The sequence below is a fragment of the Pseudomonas corni genome (assembly GCF_057128765.1).
Window position 1 is genome coordinate 98,200 of record NZ_JBSKHW010000016.1, and the last position, 15,451, is coordinate 113,650.

Below are 15,451 nucleotides of genomic sequence, written 5' to 3' on the forward strand. Positions count from 1 at the left end.
CGCTTTCCCTGTAGGGACGCAGCTTGTCCCGCGATCGAGTGCGCAGCGGTCGCAAGAACAAGCGCTACGGTGTTACCGACACACCGCATTTGCAGGTTTTACGACCGGTTCCCGGCCGATCGCGGGACCAGCCACGCTCCTACAATCGGGTAGCGTCAATTCAGTGCTTGAACATCACATGGCGCACGGTGGTGTAGTCCTCAAGCCCATACATGGACATGTCCTTGCCGTAACCGGACATTTTCTGACCGCCGTGGGGCATTTCACTGACCAGCATGAAGTGGGTATTCACCCAGGTGCAGCCGTACTGCAAGCGTGCAGAAAGGCGATGCGCGCGACCCACATCCGAGGTCCAGACCGACGATGCCAGGCCGTAATTCGAATCGTTGGCCCAGGCCAGCACCTGTGCTTCATCGGTGAATTTGGTCACCGACACCACCGGCCCGAATACTTCCTGACGGACGATCTCGTCATCTTGCTGAGCATCGGCCAGGACAGTGGGTTCAAAGAAGAAGCCCTTGCCTGCGACCGCCTTGCCGCCAGTGATCAGGCGGATGTGAGGTTGCGCCACGGCGCGTTCGACCAGTGCTGCCACTCGGTCGCGATGTTGAGCGGTGATCAGCGGGCCCAGCTCGGTCGAAGGATCATCCTGCAAACCCGACTTGATGGTGCTGACCGCCGCGCCGAGCTTCTCAACGAAGCGTTCGTAGATGCCTTCCTGAGCGTAGATACGGCAGGCAGCGGTGCAGTCCTGGCCAGCGTTGTAGAAACCGAACGTACGAATGCCTTCCACGGCAGCATCGATATCGGCGTCGTCGAAGATGATCACCGGCGCCTTGCCACCCAGCTCCATGTGCATGCGTTTGACGCTGTCGGCGGTGCTGGAAATGATGTGCGAACCGGTAGGGATCGAGCCGGTCAGCGAGACCATGCGCACTTTTGCATGAGTGACCAATGGGCTGCCCACCGTAGGTCCGCGGCCGAATACCAGGTTGAGCACCCCAGCCGGGAAGATTTCCGACGCCAACTCCGCCAGACGCAGAGCTGTCAGCGGCGTTTGTTCTGAAGGTTTGAGTACCACGGTATTGCCGGCGGCCAGGGCCGGGGCGATTTTCCAGGCAACCATCATCAGCGGGTAGTTCCACGGCGCGATGGACGCGATAACACCCACCGGGTCGCGGCGGATCATGGAGGTGTGACCGGCCAGGTATTCGCCGCCCGCCGAACCACTCATGCAGCGGCTGGCGCCAGCGAAGAAGCGGAACACATCGGCAATCGCCGGGATTTCGTCGTTCAGCGCGCAGTTGTACGGCTTGCCGCAGTTATCCGATTCCAGTCTGGCGAGCTCTTCGCCATGGGCTTCGATGGCGTCGGCGAGCTTGAGCAGCAGCAACGAGCGATCTTTCGGTGTGGTCTGCGACCAGTGTTCGAAGGCATTGTCGGCGGCCCGCACGGCAGCATCGACCTGGGCTTCGCTGGCTTCGTTGATTTCTACCAGCACCTCACCTAGAGCGGGGTTGAACACCGGTTGGGCGGCACCTTCGCCGTCGACCAGTCGGCCGTTGATCAGGAGTTTGGTTTGCATGAGTGGGTCCTTTTGGTCGATTTTTGACTGTAGGAGCGCGCTTGCCCGCGATGGCGCTCGGTCTGTGATAGTTGCGTTGCTGACACAACGCTATCGCGGGCAAGCGCGCTCCTACAGTGTTTGTGTTCGCCTCGGCGGGTGACGGGGTTTATTTACCGCCACTGCCCGCAACGCTTTCGCCGCCACGGGTCAGGTAGTAGGCGCCGAGGATCGGCAGCATGGTCACCATCATCACCAGCATCGCTACGACGTTGGTCACCGGCACGTCCCGTGGGCGGCTGAGCTGGTTGAGCAGCCACAGGGGCAGGGTGCGCTCATGGCCTGCGGTGAAGGTGGTGACGATGATCTCGTCGAACGACAGTGCAAACGCCAGCATGCCGCCCGCCAGCAACGCCGAACCCAGACTCGGCAGGACGATGTAGCGGAAGGTCTGCCAGCCATCGGCGCCCAGATCCATCGATGCCTCGATCAGGCTGTAAGAGGTACGACGCAAGCGGGCGATAACGTTGTTGTAGACGATCACCACACAGAAGGTCGCGTGGCCGACGATGATGGTGAACATCCCAGGCTCGATCCCCAGCGTCTTGAATGTCGCCAGCAGCGCGATGCCGGTGATGATTCCGGGCAACGCGATGGGCAGGATCAGCATCAGCGAAATACCTTGCTTGCCAAAGAAGTCACGCCGATACAACGCTGCCGAAGCCAGCGTGCCGAGCACCATGGCGATCAGCGTGGCGATGGCGGCGATCTGCGCCGAGAGCTTGATTGCTTGCAGCACGTCGGGCCGCGAGAAGGCCACGGTGAACCAGTGCAGCGTGAAACCCTTGGGCGGGAAACTGAACGCCGCTTCTTCGGTGTTGAAGGCGTACATGAAGATGATCAGGATCGGGAAGTGCAAGAACACCAACCCGCCCCAGGCCGCCAGTTTCAAGCCTAAGGATGCTTGGTCGAGATTTTTTTCTGGCTTAGAGCGCATCGAAGGCCCCCATGCGTTTGACGATGGACAGGTAAACGGCGATCAACACAATCGGCACCAGGGTGAAGGCCGCAGCCATCGGCATGTTGCCGATTGCACCTTGCTGCGCGTAGACCATGCTGCCCACGAAGTAACCCGGTGGGCCCACCAGTTGCGGCACGATGAAGTCGCCCAAGGTCAAGGAAAAGGTGAAGATCGAGCCGGCGGCAATGCCCGGAATCGACAACGGCAGAATCACTTGCATGAACGTCTGGCGCGGCCTGGCCCCCAGGTCTGCGGAGGCTTGCAGCAGCGATGGCGGCAAGCGTTCGATAGAGGCCTGGATCGGCAGAATCATGAACGGCAACCAGATGTAAACAAACACCATGAAACGGCCCAGATGCGAGGTCGACAAGGTGCTGCCACCGACACCGGGGATGCCTAGGATGAATTGCAATACCGGCTCCAGACCCAGGTGCTGAACGAACCATTGCGCCACGCCGCCCTTGGCCAGCAGCAAGGTCCAGGCGTAGGCCTTGACGATGTAACTGGCCCACATCGGCATCATCACCGCGATGTAGAAAAACGCCTTGGTCTTGCCAGTGGTATAGCGTGCCATGTAGTAGGCAATCGGGAACGCGACGATAGCGCTGGCAATCGAAACGACGATGGCCATGCTCAGGGTGCGCAGAATGATGTCGAAGTTCGATGGCTGAAACAGCGCTGCAAAGTTCGCCAGTGTCAGGTCAGGCGTCACCGCCATGGTGAAGTCATCGAACGTGTAGAAGCCCTGCCATAGAAGCATCAGCAACGATCCAAGGTAGATCGCACCGAACCACAGCAGCGGCGGCACCAGCAGAAACGACAGGTACAGATTGGGCCGGCGATATAACAGGTTGGCGAAACTGCGCAGTGGCGAGCCGCCGACCGGGGTTTGAGTGATAGCCACGGTGTTCATCTCACACCCCGCCTGCGACGGTGTCATGCAACGGGATCATGGCTTCGCGTGCCCAGCGCGCGCTGATGCGTTGCCCTGTCTGATGCCGGGCATTGACGTCCATCCATTGGGTATTGGCCTGGCTGATGTTTAGCGTCTGGCCGCTTTCGAGCATCACTTCATAGCGGGTGGCGCTGCCTTGGTACTGAATGTCGTGCAGCAAGCCGCTGACTTCGATCTCGTGGCTGGCCAGGGGGCCTTCGGCGAAACGCACGTGTTCCGGACGAATCGAAAACGGCTGAGGATTGCCGCTCAACTGCCGCGCCAGATCGCCACGAATCACATTGGAGGTACCGACGAATTCGGCGACGAACGTGGTGGCCGGTTTCATGTAGAGGTTGCGCGGCGTGTCGACCTGCTCGATGCGGCCCTTGTTGAACACTGCCACACGGTCCGACATCGAGAGCGCTTCGGTCTGGTCGTGGGTGACGAAGATAAAGGTGATACCGAGCTGGCGTTGCAGCTTCTTCAGCTCGCTTTGCATCTGCTCGCGCAGTTTCAAATCGAGGGCGCCGAGGGGTTCGTCCAGCAGCAGCACGCGAGGGCGATTTACCAACGCGCGGGCCAGGGCCACACGCTGGCGCTGACCGCCTGACAGTTGTACCGGCTTGCGATCGCCGTAACCGCCAAGGGCGACCATGCCAAGCGCTTCTTCCGCCCGGTTCAGACGTTCGGTCTTGCCGACGCCCTTGACCTTCAGGCCGTAGGCCACGTTGTCGCGCACATTCATGTGCGGGAACAGCGCGTAATCCTGGAACACCGTGTTCACGTCACGCTGATAGGGCGGCAGACCGGCGGCTTCCTGGCCATGAATGCGGATCGACCCAGCGCTGGGTTGCTCAAAACCGGCAATCAGACGGAGGCAGGTGGTCTTGCCCGAACCGGAGGGGCCGAGCATGGAAAAAAACTCGCCGTCCTGAATATCGATGGACACACGGTCAACGGCTTTCACCTCGCCGAAGTGCCGGGAAACGTGGGTGAACTGGACTGCAAGGGACATGGGGAGACCTCGATTGAAAACGAACACCTTCGCGGCGGGGCGTCGGGTGAAGCGAAACGCTTACGTCTGAAAAGGGTGCCATCACTGTAGGAGCGCGCTTGCCCGCGATAGCGATCGGTCTGTGCTATTTGCGTTGACTGACAAAAACGCTATCGCGGGCAAGCGCCCCTACAGATGTTAGTAGGCCGAAGCGATCAGCGACCGCCCATGATCGCGATGTAATCCTGGGTCCAGCGACTGTACGGCACGAACTTGCCGCCCTCGGCCTGGGGAGTTTTCCAGAACGCGATTTTGTCGAACTGCTCAAAACCGTTCGTTTTGCAGCCTTCAGCACCGAGTAATTCGCTGCTTTTGCAGGCCGCCGGAACTGCCGGCAACGACCCGAACCAGGCCGCTACGTCGCCTTGAACCTTAGGCTGTAGTGACCAATCCATCCATTTGTACGCGCAGTTCGGGTGCTTGGCATCGGTGTGAAGCATGGTGGTGTCGGCCCAGCCAGTCGCGCCTTCCTTGGGGATGGTTGAAGCGATCGGCTGTTTCTCGTTGGTCAGGCCGTTGACCTGATACGGCCATGCTCCAGATGCTACGACGCCTTCGTTTTTGAAATCGCTCATCTGCACCGTGGTGTCATGCCAGTACCGGTGGATCAGCGGTTGCTGCTGGCGCAGCACTTCCAGCACGGCGGCGTACTGGGTTTCAGTCAGTTCAAAAGGGTTCTGGATGCCCAGTTCCGGTTTGCTGGACTTGAGGTACAGCGCCGCATCAGCGATGTAAATCGGACCGTCATAGGCCTGCACGCGACCCTTGTTGGGCTTGCCGTCCGGCAGGTTTTGCGCCTCGAACACCACGCTCCAGCTGGCAGGCGCCTGCTTGAATACGTTGGTGTTGTACATCAGCACGTTGGGCCCCCACTGATAGGGAGCGCCGTAAACCTGGTTGTTGACCACGTACCAAGGCGCATCCTTGAGACGTGGGTCAATGTTCTTCCAGTTGGGGATCAGCGCCGTGTTGATCGGCTGTACACGCTTGCCGCCGATCAGGCGCAGGGAGGCATCGCCAGATGCGGTGACCAGGTCGTAACCGCCCTTGGCCATGAGGCTGACCATTTCATCGGAGGTCGCGGCCGTCTTGACGTTGACCTTGCAGCCGGACTCTTTCTCGAAACCGGTCACCCAATCGTAATTCTTGTCGCTCTCGCCACGTTCGATGTAGCCAGGCCAGGCGACGATATCCAGCTGGCCTTCACCGGCGCCGACAGCTTGCAGCGATTCGGCAGCCTGCAGGCTGGCACTGGTCAACAGTGCGGTGGCGATTGCACTGATCAGCGCTGTCTTGTGCACGAACATTGGGTTTCCCTCTTCTTTTATTATGGTCTGGGCAGTTTTGAGCGGGGTGAAGCCATGCCTGTCAGGCGAGTTATCAGCGTTGTTCGCTATTTCAGATCACTGCCGTGACGCGCCATGATGTGCCGCACCACGCTGTAATCCTGAAGCGAGTCGCTGGACAGGTCCTTGCCATACCCCGAGCGTTTCAGTCCGCCGTGGGGCATTTCGCTGACCAGCATGAAATGGCTATTGATCCAGGTGCAGCCGTACCGCAAGCGGGACGCGATCTGCATGGCCTTGTCCAGGTTCTGGGTCCAGACCGATGACGCCAGGCCGTATTCGGAATCGTTCGCCCAGTCCACCGCTTGTTCCAGTTCTTCAAAACGGGTCACGGTGACCACAGGGCCGAACACTTCGCGCTGGACGATTTCGTCACTCTGTTTGCAACCGGCGAGCAGGGTGGGCTGGTAGTAGAAGCCCGCGCCGGAGTGTACCGCTGCGCCGGTCACGCGCTCGATGTGCGGTTGGCCAAGGGCGCGCTCCACGAAACTGGCCACGCGGTCGCGCTGGCGAGAACTGATCAGCGGCCCGATTTCGTTGTCGGCATCGCGTTTGCTGGCAAAGCGCAAACTGCTGACTGCGGCACCGAGTTCGGCAACCAGGCGATCATGAATTCCGGCCTGGGCGTAAATCCGGCACGCTGCGGTGCAGTCCTGACCGGCGTTGTAATATCCGTAGCTGCGCACGCCGTCGACCACGGCTTGAATGTCGGCGTCGTTGCAGACGATCACCGGCGCTTTGCCGCCGAGTTCAAGGTGGGTTCGCTTCAGGGTTTTTGCAGCCGCCTGAAGGATTTTCTGCCCGGTGACGATATCGCCCGTCAGCGAGACCATTCGCACTTTCGGGTGGCTGACCAAGTGGCTGCCGACGCCTTCACCGCCACCGCAGATGATGTTGATGACCCCACGCGGCAGTAATTCGGCGAGCGCCGGTGCCAGGGCCAGAATGGACAGCGGGGTGTGTTCCGATGGCTTGAACACCAGCGTATTGCCTGCGGCCAGAGCGGGTGCGATTTTCCAGGCGGCCATCATGATCGGGTAATTCCATGGCGCGATGGAGGCGACCACGCCAATCGGATCACGGCGGACCATGCTGGTGTAGCCGGGCAAGTATTCGCCGCTCAGCTGACCCGTTTGGCAACGTACCGCTCCGGCGAAAAACCGGAATACGTCGACAGTCGCATTCAAATCATCCTGACGCGCCAGATGCAGTGGCTTGCCGCAGTTCAGCGATTCCAGACTGGCAAGGTGGTCGGCTTGTTTTTCTATGACGTCGGCGATAGCCAGCAAAATGTTCGAACGTTGCTGTGGCGTGGTCCGCGACCACCCGGCCAGCGCACGGTGGGCGGCCTGAACGGCGCTTTCCACCTGCTCGGTGGTGGCCTCGGCGATATGGGTGAGTATTTCGCCGGTAGCCGGATTGAGTATCGGCTCGACAAACCCCTGACCTGCGACTAATTCGCCATCGATCAATAAAGCGGTGAAGAAAGAGGGCTGGGTGGCGGCCATTTTTCGGATTCTCTCTTGTTATAGGGTCAGGTTGCTGCCTTGCGCTTGCGGCTTGAGCCTGACCTCTTCATTTATGAGGACAGAGGCTAAAGCGCGGCGTTGAGGTCGGCAAATACTAAATACCGAAACCAGCGTTCGATTAAATAGATAGCTTGCGACCGGATTGGGGTTGCTCGCGGGCGACGGTCAAGAAAGGGTCGACCAAAGCAGGCCGCGCGGTGCCCCGGCGCCATGCCAGACCAACATCCAGGGTCTGATTGAGGTCCGCGAGCGGTCGAGCCTCGATGATGTCGCCTTCGAGTGACCAGGGGCGGTAGGTCATGTCGGGCTGAATCGACACGCCAAGTCCAGCGGCGACCAAGCTGCGTACCGCCTCGGTTGAGGCTGTGCGCAACGTAATGCGCGGCTGCAAACCCGCTCCGCACCACAGCCGCTGAGCGTTGCGGTCCATTTCATCGACGTTGAGCTGAATCAACGGTTCGCGTGCGACATCGGCCAGATTGATGCTGTCCCGGTCCAGCAGCGGGTGCTGAGCGGGCAACCACAAGCGATGGGGCGAATGCGTCAGCACCTCGGTCTGCAGCGCGTGGCGGTCTTCCAGATTGGATAGAATCAGCACGCCGACATCGATTTCACCGCTGACCAACAGGTGTTCGATGTAGGGGCGTTCATCTTCCATCACGCGGATTTCGACGTTTGGGTACGCGCGCTGGAATCGGGTCAGTAAATCCGCGAGGTAGTAACCGGCCACAAGGCTGGTGACGCCAATGATCAGCTGTCCTGCGACCTGATCGGTGCTCTGCTGAAGGCTGCGCTTGGCATTATCAACTGTGGCCAGAATCAGATGCGACTGGCGCAGGAACTGATGGCCCTGGTGGGTGAGGGTCATGCCCTTGGCGTGGCGATGGAACAGGCTGACACCGATGTCCTGTTCCAATTGCTGAATCGCCAGGGTTAATGTCGATTGGGAAATGTACACCGCCTGGGCCGCAGCCGAGATCGACCCGGTTTCGGCGACAGCAATGAAGTGACGGATCTGACGCAGAGTCATCATGGGGAAATCACCCGGTGGGCTGTTTTTATAGATTTCGCCGAGTGTATATCTTTTTAATCGATGGCCTGAAGCGCCGGGTACGAAAAGCGATACTGATGCTGCATGTCCTTACAAAGGCTTCGGACGATCCATCGGTGAAGTCAGGCTTGCTCAACGTCGAGGTGAAGAGGATGTCGGTGCCGTTTCATGATTGATCTGCTATCTGGACGGATGAAGAAGCGTTGACTTCGGTAGCGAAAATCGACCAGTCCTTGTGCCCCAGCCCTCGAGCCACGGCCGCCGTCATGTTCGCCCGTACCGCGTCTGCTGCGGGCAATTCCAGGTTCACCCGATGGGCCGCCTCGATGGCCAGATTGACGTCCTTGAGACCTAACGACAATTTAAACCCTGGTTCGAAAGAGCCATTGACGATGTTCTGTCCATAGCGTTGATAGCTGGGCGAGGCAAACAGGGTCTGGGTCATGAGATCAACGAAAGTGGCCGGACTCAGTCCATGACGCCCGGCCAGAGCGCTGGCTTCACCGAGCGACTGGATGGCCTGGGTGATCATCAAGTTGCCGGCGATCTTCGCAATGCACGCATGGACGGGTTCATCACCCATCCGCCAGGTCTTTTTTCCCAGCACGTCGAAGAGGGGCTGTACGGCCGCGATTGCGGTTGGCGACCCGGCAGCCATGATGTTCAATTCGCCCCTTGCCGCCACCGCGGGCACACCGAACACCGGCGCCGCGACCAACGGGATGCCGATGACGTGATGAAGGGTTTGAAGCTCTTGCATCAGCGGCGGAGAGAGCGTCGACATCACAATGTGGATACAGCCTTTGTCCGCACGGTCCAAAATTCCGGACGCTAACAGCACCGCTCTGACAGCGTGATCATCGGCGAGCATGCTGATGACGACGTCCTGCTGGAATGCGGCGGCGGGGCTTGCGAGGACGTGCACGCCCTCCAGCTCCGCCAACGCTTCCTGACTACGGTTCCACGCTGAGACGCGATGCCCGGCTTCGATAAGCAGGGGAATGATGGCGCGCCCCATGCTGCCCGTTCCGATAAATCCGATGTTCATATTGAAGCCCTGTTGCTGTTGTTGGCCTCAAAGTATGTGGCTAGGGGGATTGCTGCGGGACTGCCATTGTTGCAACCTCACCGTTCATTTTTGTACGAGGTGAGGCATGGACTGGAGTGACATGCGGATCTTTCTGGCGATTGCCCGCAGTGGCTCGCTGGGCGGCGCAGCCAGGCAGTTGGGGGTCAGTCACCCGACCGTAGGGCGGCGCTTGCAGGTGCTTGAGCAAAGCAGTGGGCAAGCCTTTTTTCTGCGGACCGCCCAAGGGTTGGTGCTCACCGACAGTGGTGAGAGGATTCTCAGTCTGGCCCAGGACATGGAACACAGCGCTCTGGCTATCGAGCGTCGTCTGGCGGGGCATGGTGATCAACCGGAAGGCCTGTTGCGCATCTCCTCAGCCGACTGGTTCGCCTGTCATGTGTTGTCGCCGGTCGTGAGTGAACTGGTGCGACGGTATCCGTTGATCGTCCCCGAAGTCATTGCCGGACATCGGCTGTTCGACCTTGCCCGCCGGGATGCCGACATTGCCTTCCGGATCGTACCCTTCACCGAACCCGATATCGTCCACCGCAAGCTGACGACCCTGCCGTACGGACTGTACGCCGCCTTGCACGCCCCGGCGCCCCAATCGGATGGCGAAGGCCTTGGCCTGATCCTGATGAACATCGCCCAAGCGCATTACCCGGACGTGCAATGGCTGCAGCAGCGCTATCCGCTGGCCCGCACCGTGTTTACCAGCAGCAGCCGGACCGTTCAGGCGCAGATGTGCGCGAAGGGGCTTGGCGTTGCCGTATTGCCCCGCGTTCTTGGCGACTCAGTGTCGGGACTGCGGCTGCTGGATGATGACCAGCCGCCGCCAGGGCGGGACATCTGGATGGGATATCACCAGGATATGCGCCAGATGGACCGTCTGCGGGCGTTGGCCGACCTTGCCTCCAGCATGATCGGCTCCGGGTAGAACGTTGAAGCCGCTCAGGTCGAGCGAACAGCCGACACCTCCGACACCGGTGCTGACTGCCGCGCTAACGTCAGGCTCACCGCCGCTCCCACGGCCAGGCAGGCGGCGATGCACAGAACCGAGATCGTGAAAGCGTGAGTGATGCTGAACGCCGTTGCCTGATCCCCCAGCAAGGTATAAAAAACGCCGCCGATCAATGCGACGCTCAGTGATGTACTGATTTGCAGCGTTGCGCTGGTGATGCCGGCGATCATTCCGGAATACGCTGGCGCGACCCGGCCCGTGACCATGCGCATCAACGTCGGCAGGGCCAACCCTTGTCCGAACCCGATCAGGAACAGGATGGCGGTCAGGGACGTGAAGGGCGGGGCGAGAGTGGTCGGCGTCACCGATACAAGCCAGCCCAGCCAAAGAAATCCGACGACTTCCAGTGCCATGCCCACGGGGTTCACATAGGCCCCGAGCACGTGTCTTAGCCCTGGAACCGAAAGCGGACCGAGCAGGAATCCCGCGCCGAATGGCAAAAAGATAAGGCCAGCATTCAGCGCAGTCATGTGCAGTGCGCCTTGCACGTACATCGAAAACAACAGGAAAAACACACCGATTGCGTAGAAGCACAGCGCGACCAGTAACGCTCGGCCCAGGCCAGGCGCTTTCAGTGCTGCTGGGTCGAGGACCGGGGTGCCGCCGGCGAGGTGCAAGCGGGTCTCGTATCGCCAGAACCCTACCGCCAGCACAGGGGCAGCGGCGAGCGACAGCCACGCCCACAATGGCCATCCCGCTTCGCGGCCTTCAATCAACGGCACGACCAGGGCGGTCAGGGTCAGCATCGACAAGGCCGTGCCCACCAGATCCAGCTTGCTCGCGTGCAACGCACGGGTTTCTTTGAGCACAGGGATGCCGAACGCAATGACCAGCAATGCGATCGGCAGGTTGACCAGAAATATCGCGCGCCACCCCATGCCCAACACGTCGACCGCAATCAAAACGCCGCCCAGCGCCTGACCGATCACAGACGCCAGACCAAACACGGCCCCGTACAGACTCAATGCCAATGGTCTTTCCGATGCCGGGAAAATCGCCTGCACCGAGGCGAGCGCCTGAGGGGCCATCACGGCGGCGGTCACGCCCTGCAAGGCTCGTCCGAGGATGAGAGTCCAGGGCGAAGCCGCCAGACCGCACATCAGCGACGCGGCGGCGAAGCCCAGCAAGCCGAGGAAGAACATCCGCCCGCGACCGTACAGATCGCCGAGTCGCCCGCCGGTAATCAGCGTCACGGCGTAAAGCGTCGCATAGGAAGAGATCACCAGTTGCTCGGCAGAGGACCCGGTACCCAGATCTTCCTGTATCGAGGGCAGCGCGACGTTAACGATAAAAAAATCCAGGGGCGGCAGAAACGCACCTACGAGCAAGATGGCGAACATCAACCATCGCCGGGGCTCGGGCGCTACGATTTCAATGGGGGACATGGCAGGCATCCTGTGTGAAACCCTCGGTTTCCAATGCAAGTGAAGGGCCGGGCTTTTGTCCAGAAGGCGTATCCACTCGTCTTCTCACGCCCAGCGGATGGGTCTCAATTTAAGAGATCACGCCTTGTCTTTCGCCTTACGAAACTGCACGCCCCACGTTCATTTGTGTCAGTGCCGCCGCGCTCCGATGACTCTCACAATGGGTCTGGGTCGTTCAATACGACCCCTATATCCACGACTGAGGAGTCAGACATGTCAGGTAAATTCAGCGATCAGGTTGCCGTCGTAACCGGCGCGTCCACGGGGATCGGATTTGCCATCGCGCAAGCCCTTATCGCCGAGGGCGCCAAACGCGTTTACATCACGGGACGGTCAACGGACACGCTGCAGGCAGCGGTCGCCAGACTCGGCGACAAGGCCGTCGGGGTGGTTTCCGATGTCTCGCGCCAGGCGGATCTCGACGCGCTCAAGGCGATGATCCAGGCGCGAGACGACCGACTGGACGTTGTATTCGCCAATGCCGGGATCTGTGAAAAAAATCCGCTGGGAGAGACCAGTGAGGCCGCTTACTACTCGATGTTCGACGTGAACGTGAAGGGCGTGTTCTTCAGCGTTCAAACGCTCCTGCCCTTGATGAAAGACGGATCGTCCATCGTCCTGACCGCCTCGATCTGCTCCAGCAACGGCATGGAAGGTCTGAGCCTGTACAACGCTTCCAAAGCGGCGGTGCGATCGTTTGCACGCACATGGGCCAATGAACTCAAAGACCGCAAAATTCGCGCGAACGTATTGAGCCCTGGCTTCACCCGAACGCCGTTGATGGACAACGGGCTAAAAATGAGCGAGAGCGACATCGCCGCACTGCGCCAATACGTCGAGCAAATCACGCCGTTGGGCTACATGGCCCAACCTGAAGAAATTGCCAGTGCGGCACTTTTTTTGGCCTCCGACGACGCCAGATACGTGAACGGCGTGGAGTTGATGGTCGACGGAGGGCTGTCGCAAATCTGATCTCTCGTTGACCCCTTCGTGAACCCGCTTTAAGGACCAGAGAACATCATGAATATCGAAAACCTGATCGCTCGGCTTGAAGTCCTGGAAAGCCGCGCCGCAATCGACCGATTGATCAGCGCCTACGCGAACGCATTCGACCGCATCGATGCGGCGCTTCTGCAGGAAATCTGGCATGCCGAGGCGACGCTCACGCTGCCGGGATTCGGGAGCGCTACCGGTCGGGAAGGCATCCTGGCTATGGCTGAAAACAGCTGGCGACAGATGCCCCATATGCATCACTGGATGGCTAACCCCCTGATCGAGATCGAGGGCGACGTCGCAACAGGAACCGTCGCCGCTAATTGCCTGTTCCATGACATTGAAAAGGGTCCGGTGCAGGTTAGCGGGCTGTATCACGACAGATTCGAACGCCGTGAGGGTAAATGGGCGTTCCTGTCAAGACACTTCGAACTTCACTACCTCACCCCTCTGGAACACTGGCTGCCTGTTGCGGGTAATGAGCCATTTGCAGGAGTAATGCCCACACCCGACAGGCGCTGACGCAACAGGGTAGACGCCGCATCGGGTTATCGGGACGCAATGATTTTCGAGCGAGCTGATATTGTGCTCGACGGCAACGTCATGACCGCTCAGCCTTGGGCGTATCGCAACTATGCCGCCTCCGTTGCCGAATACTTTCATGACGCCGACGCCAAAAGGACTTAGACGCCTTCAGACCCGTGACGCAGAACTTGCATCAGCTGCTCAACAACGATGGCTTCGACGGCACCTTCAGTGGCCCCGACCTCAAAGGCAGCGCAACAAGCCGATGCGTCGCCGTCGCAAATACGGTAGACAGCAATGACACTGCCTGGCCCGCAGCCGGTGTGCCCGCATAGGGAATGTCCGCCTTCAACCGACCCTTGCATCACACCAAGGCCATAGCCGGGGGTGACCCATGGGCGCCCAGGAATCGGGCCGCTCAATATTCGTGCTGTCTGCATTTCCTGAAGCAAGCCCTTGGGAAGAAGCTCACCGGAGAAGAGGCGATCTAAAAACATCGCCGCTTGCGAAATTGGGCCGATCAAGAGGCCGTGATAAACCCAGCCGGGGTCATAATTTGAGGCGCTTCCAAGATGGGTCAGTTGTAAGTCTGCTTGCGTTTTTGCAAAGCGAACGTTCGACAGGCCCAGTGGGGAGAGGGCCCGTTGACTCACCGCTTCATCAAGTGTCAGATCAGTTAGCCGTTCAATTAACCTGCCGATGAGCAAGTAGCCGACATTCGAGTAACGCCAACCTGTTCCGGGATCGTATCTAAGCCGAGCACCGTCAAGGCGTCGCATCATTTGATCTGCCGACCAGGCTGGCTGACCGTTCGTAACGGCGGCGTGATACTCCGCAAGTTCGCCGTAATCGGCCAGACCTGCCTCATGCCGCAGTAGCTGGCGCAACGTGAAAGGCTGATCAAGAACCGGGGCATCCAATCCAATCAGCCCATCACGCACCAACGACAAAGCTGTCGCGGACAGGACCGTTTTGGTGAAACTCCACCACGGGACAATCAGGTCTGCCCGGTCAGACGGTTGGGGCTGACCATTGGATATGAGTGAACTGAGCATTGGCTTCCTTGGCATTTGAGCGCGACGACAGCTCGACAGGATATCTCAGTCACTCTTGTCCAACGGAGTGGAAACGCAGCCGTTTGTACTGTTCTGAATGACGGCCTTTTGGCCGATACCTGCCTCACACCTAATGCTTACGTTAAGGTTACGACCTGGCCGTCAGGTTTTGCGTAATGCGACGCGGGCTTCACCATGTTATCTCGCTCTATCAAAGGCTAATGAAATGACACATGGAATGGCACTCCATCTCAGACGAGGCTGTGTGACTGATCTCCCCGCCATCTACCGAGGTGAGGAGAGCTATATTCGCTGCTGGGAGCCGGATCATGAAGCTGCATGGCGCTCGCAATTGGAGCGGCACCTGACGCTTTGGGTAGAGAATCTGGACCGACTGACAGTAGCGGTCATGGAGGGTCAGTTCGCGGGCTATATGTTATGGGCGCCCGAACACAGCTATGCCGAACTTTGCACACTTCACGTAAGGCCAGATTATCGGCGGCTCGGTGTGGGAAAGGCGCTCCTTGATGCTTACTTACACGATGCGGCACGGCAGGGTTTCGAGCAGTTTCGTTTAAGCGTGCGGCCTGATAACCCCGCGAAGTTGATGTACCAGACAGCGGGCTTTTCATGCACCGGCACCGGTCGCCATGACTACTTAACGTATGAGCGTCGGGCTTGATGGTCCGCACTGGGCATTGACTCTCGATCGATAGCTACTGTTTGCCACAAAGTCTTCCAACTTTTGCTAAGCGTGTTCGCGCAGTTTTTGTTCATTGCGAACGACAGCTATCGACCCAAAACTGCCGGTCGCGGCAGTTTGAATAAGGCAGCAAGAATCGGATAGTAAGTACGGTACGAG

General features: G+C 59.4%; 14 protein-coding genes. 4 read left to right on the plus strand and 10 right to left on the minus strand.

Annotated elements, in window-relative coordinates:
• Positions 1-160: 160 nt before the first annotated feature.
• The 8 genes from ACWKV9_RS22395 to ACWKV9_RS22430 form a co-directional block, all read right to left on the minus strand.
• Positions 161-1,585, minus strand: a complete 1,425-nt coding sequence (locus tag ACWKV9_RS22395) for a gamma-aminobutyraldehyde dehydrogenase (protein WP_483838288.1) — start codon at positions 1,583-1,585, stop codon at positions 161-163.
• 148 nt (positions 1,586-1,733) lie between these two features.
• On the minus strand, positions 1,734-2,561 hold the full coding sequence (locus tag ACWKV9_RS22400) for an ABC transporter permease (RefSeq protein ID WP_483838289.1): 828 nt from the start codon (positions 2,559-2,561) through the stop codon (positions 1,734-1,736).
• Positions 2,551-3,498 carry an ABC transporter permease gene (locus ACWKV9_RS22405; RefSeq protein ID WP_483838290.1) on the minus strand — a complete coding sequence of 316 codons (948 nt, stop codon included), beginning with the start codon at positions 3,496-3,498 and terminating at the stop codon, positions 2,551-2,553. The genes ACWKV9_RS22400 and ACWKV9_RS22405 overlap by 11 nt, the downstream gene beginning before the upstream one ends.
• 1 nt (position 3,499) lies before the next feature.
• On the minus strand, positions 3,500-4,537 hold the full coding sequence (locus ACWKV9_RS22410; protein ID WP_483838291.1) for an ABC transporter ATP-binding protein: 1,038 nt from the start codon (positions 4,535-4,537) through the stop codon (positions 3,500-3,502).
• 194 nt (positions 4,538-4,731) lie between these two features.
• On the minus strand, positions 4,732-5,883 hold the full coding sequence (ydcS, locus tag ACWKV9_RS22415; RefSeq protein ID WP_483838292.1) for a putative ABC transporter substrate-binding protein YdcS: 1,152 nt from the start codon (positions 5,881-5,883) through the stop codon (positions 4,732-4,734).
• 86 nt (positions 5,884-5,969) lie between these two features.
• Positions 5,970-7,430 carry a gamma-aminobutyraldehyde dehydrogenase gene (locus ACWKV9_RS22420; protein WP_483838293.1) on the minus strand — a complete coding sequence of 487 codons (1,461 nt, stop codon included), beginning with the start codon at positions 7,428-7,430 and terminating at the stop codon, positions 5,970-5,972.
• A 139-nt stretch (positions 7,431-7,569) separates the two neighbouring features.
• On the minus strand, positions 7,570-8,484 hold the full coding sequence (locus ACWKV9_RS22425; protein WP_483838294.1) for a LysR family transcriptional regulator: 915 nt from the start codon (positions 8,482-8,484) through the stop codon (positions 7,570-7,572).
• 184 nt (positions 8,485-8,668) lie between these two features.
• Entirely contained in the window at positions 8,669-9,550 is an 882-nt protein-coding gene (locus ACWKV9_RS22430) for an NAD(P)-dependent oxidoreductase (protein WP_483838295.1), read from the minus strand.
• A gap of 106 nt (positions 9,551-9,656) precedes the next feature.
• Here ACWKV9_RS22430 and ACWKV9_RS22435 point away from each other — a divergent pair, with 106 nt between their 5' ends.
• Positions 9,657-10,508 (plus strand): LysR family transcriptional regulator, encoded by an 852-nt coding sequence (locus ACWKV9_RS22435; protein ID WP_483838296.1) that lies wholly within the window; start codon positions 9,657-9,659, stop codon positions 10,506-10,508.
• A 14-nt stretch (positions 10,509-10,522) separates the two neighbouring features.
• Here ACWKV9_RS22435 and ACWKV9_RS22440 read toward each other — a convergent pair whose 3' ends face one another.
• A complete protein-coding gene (locus ACWKV9_RS22440) occupies positions 10,523-11,977 on the minus strand; it encodes an MFS transporter (RefSeq protein WP_483838297.1) in 1,455 nt (484 codons plus the stop codon).
• Positions 11,978-12,229: 252 nt separating this feature from the next.
• Between ACWKV9_RS22440 and ACWKV9_RS22445 the strand changes: the two genes are divergently transcribed.
• Positions 12,230-12,988, plus strand: a complete 759-nt coding sequence (locus ACWKV9_RS22445) for an SDR family NAD(P)-dependent oxidoreductase (RefSeq protein WP_483838298.1) — start codon at positions 12,230-12,232, stop codon at positions 12,986-12,988.
• A gap of 48 nt (positions 12,989-13,036) precedes the next feature.
• The gene (locus ACWKV9_RS22450) at positions 13,037-13,531 is read left to right on the plus strand and encodes a nuclear transport factor 2 family protein (RefSeq protein ID WP_483838299.1); all 495 of its coding nucleotides are present in this window, start codon (positions 13,037-13,039) and stop codon (positions 13,529-13,531) included.
• A gap of 161 nt (positions 13,532-13,692) precedes the next feature.
• Here the strand turns inward: ACWKV9_RS22450 and ACWKV9_RS22455 are convergent, their stop codons facing one another.
• A complete protein-coding gene (locus ACWKV9_RS22455) occupies positions 13,693-14,589 on the minus strand; it encodes a serine hydrolase domain-containing protein (protein ID WP_483838300.1) in 897 nt (298 codons plus the stop codon).
• Between the two features lie 265 nt (positions 14,590-14,854).
• On the opposite strand from ACWKV9_RS22455, the gene ACWKV9_RS22460 reads away from it, so the two are divergent.
• Positions 14,855-15,271 carry a GNAT family N-acetyltransferase gene (locus ACWKV9_RS22460; RefSeq protein WP_483838301.1) on the plus strand — a complete coding sequence of 139 codons (417 nt, stop codon included), beginning with the start codon at positions 14,855-14,857 and terminating at the stop codon, positions 15,269-15,271.
• Positions 15,272-15,451: the final 180 nt, after the last annotated feature.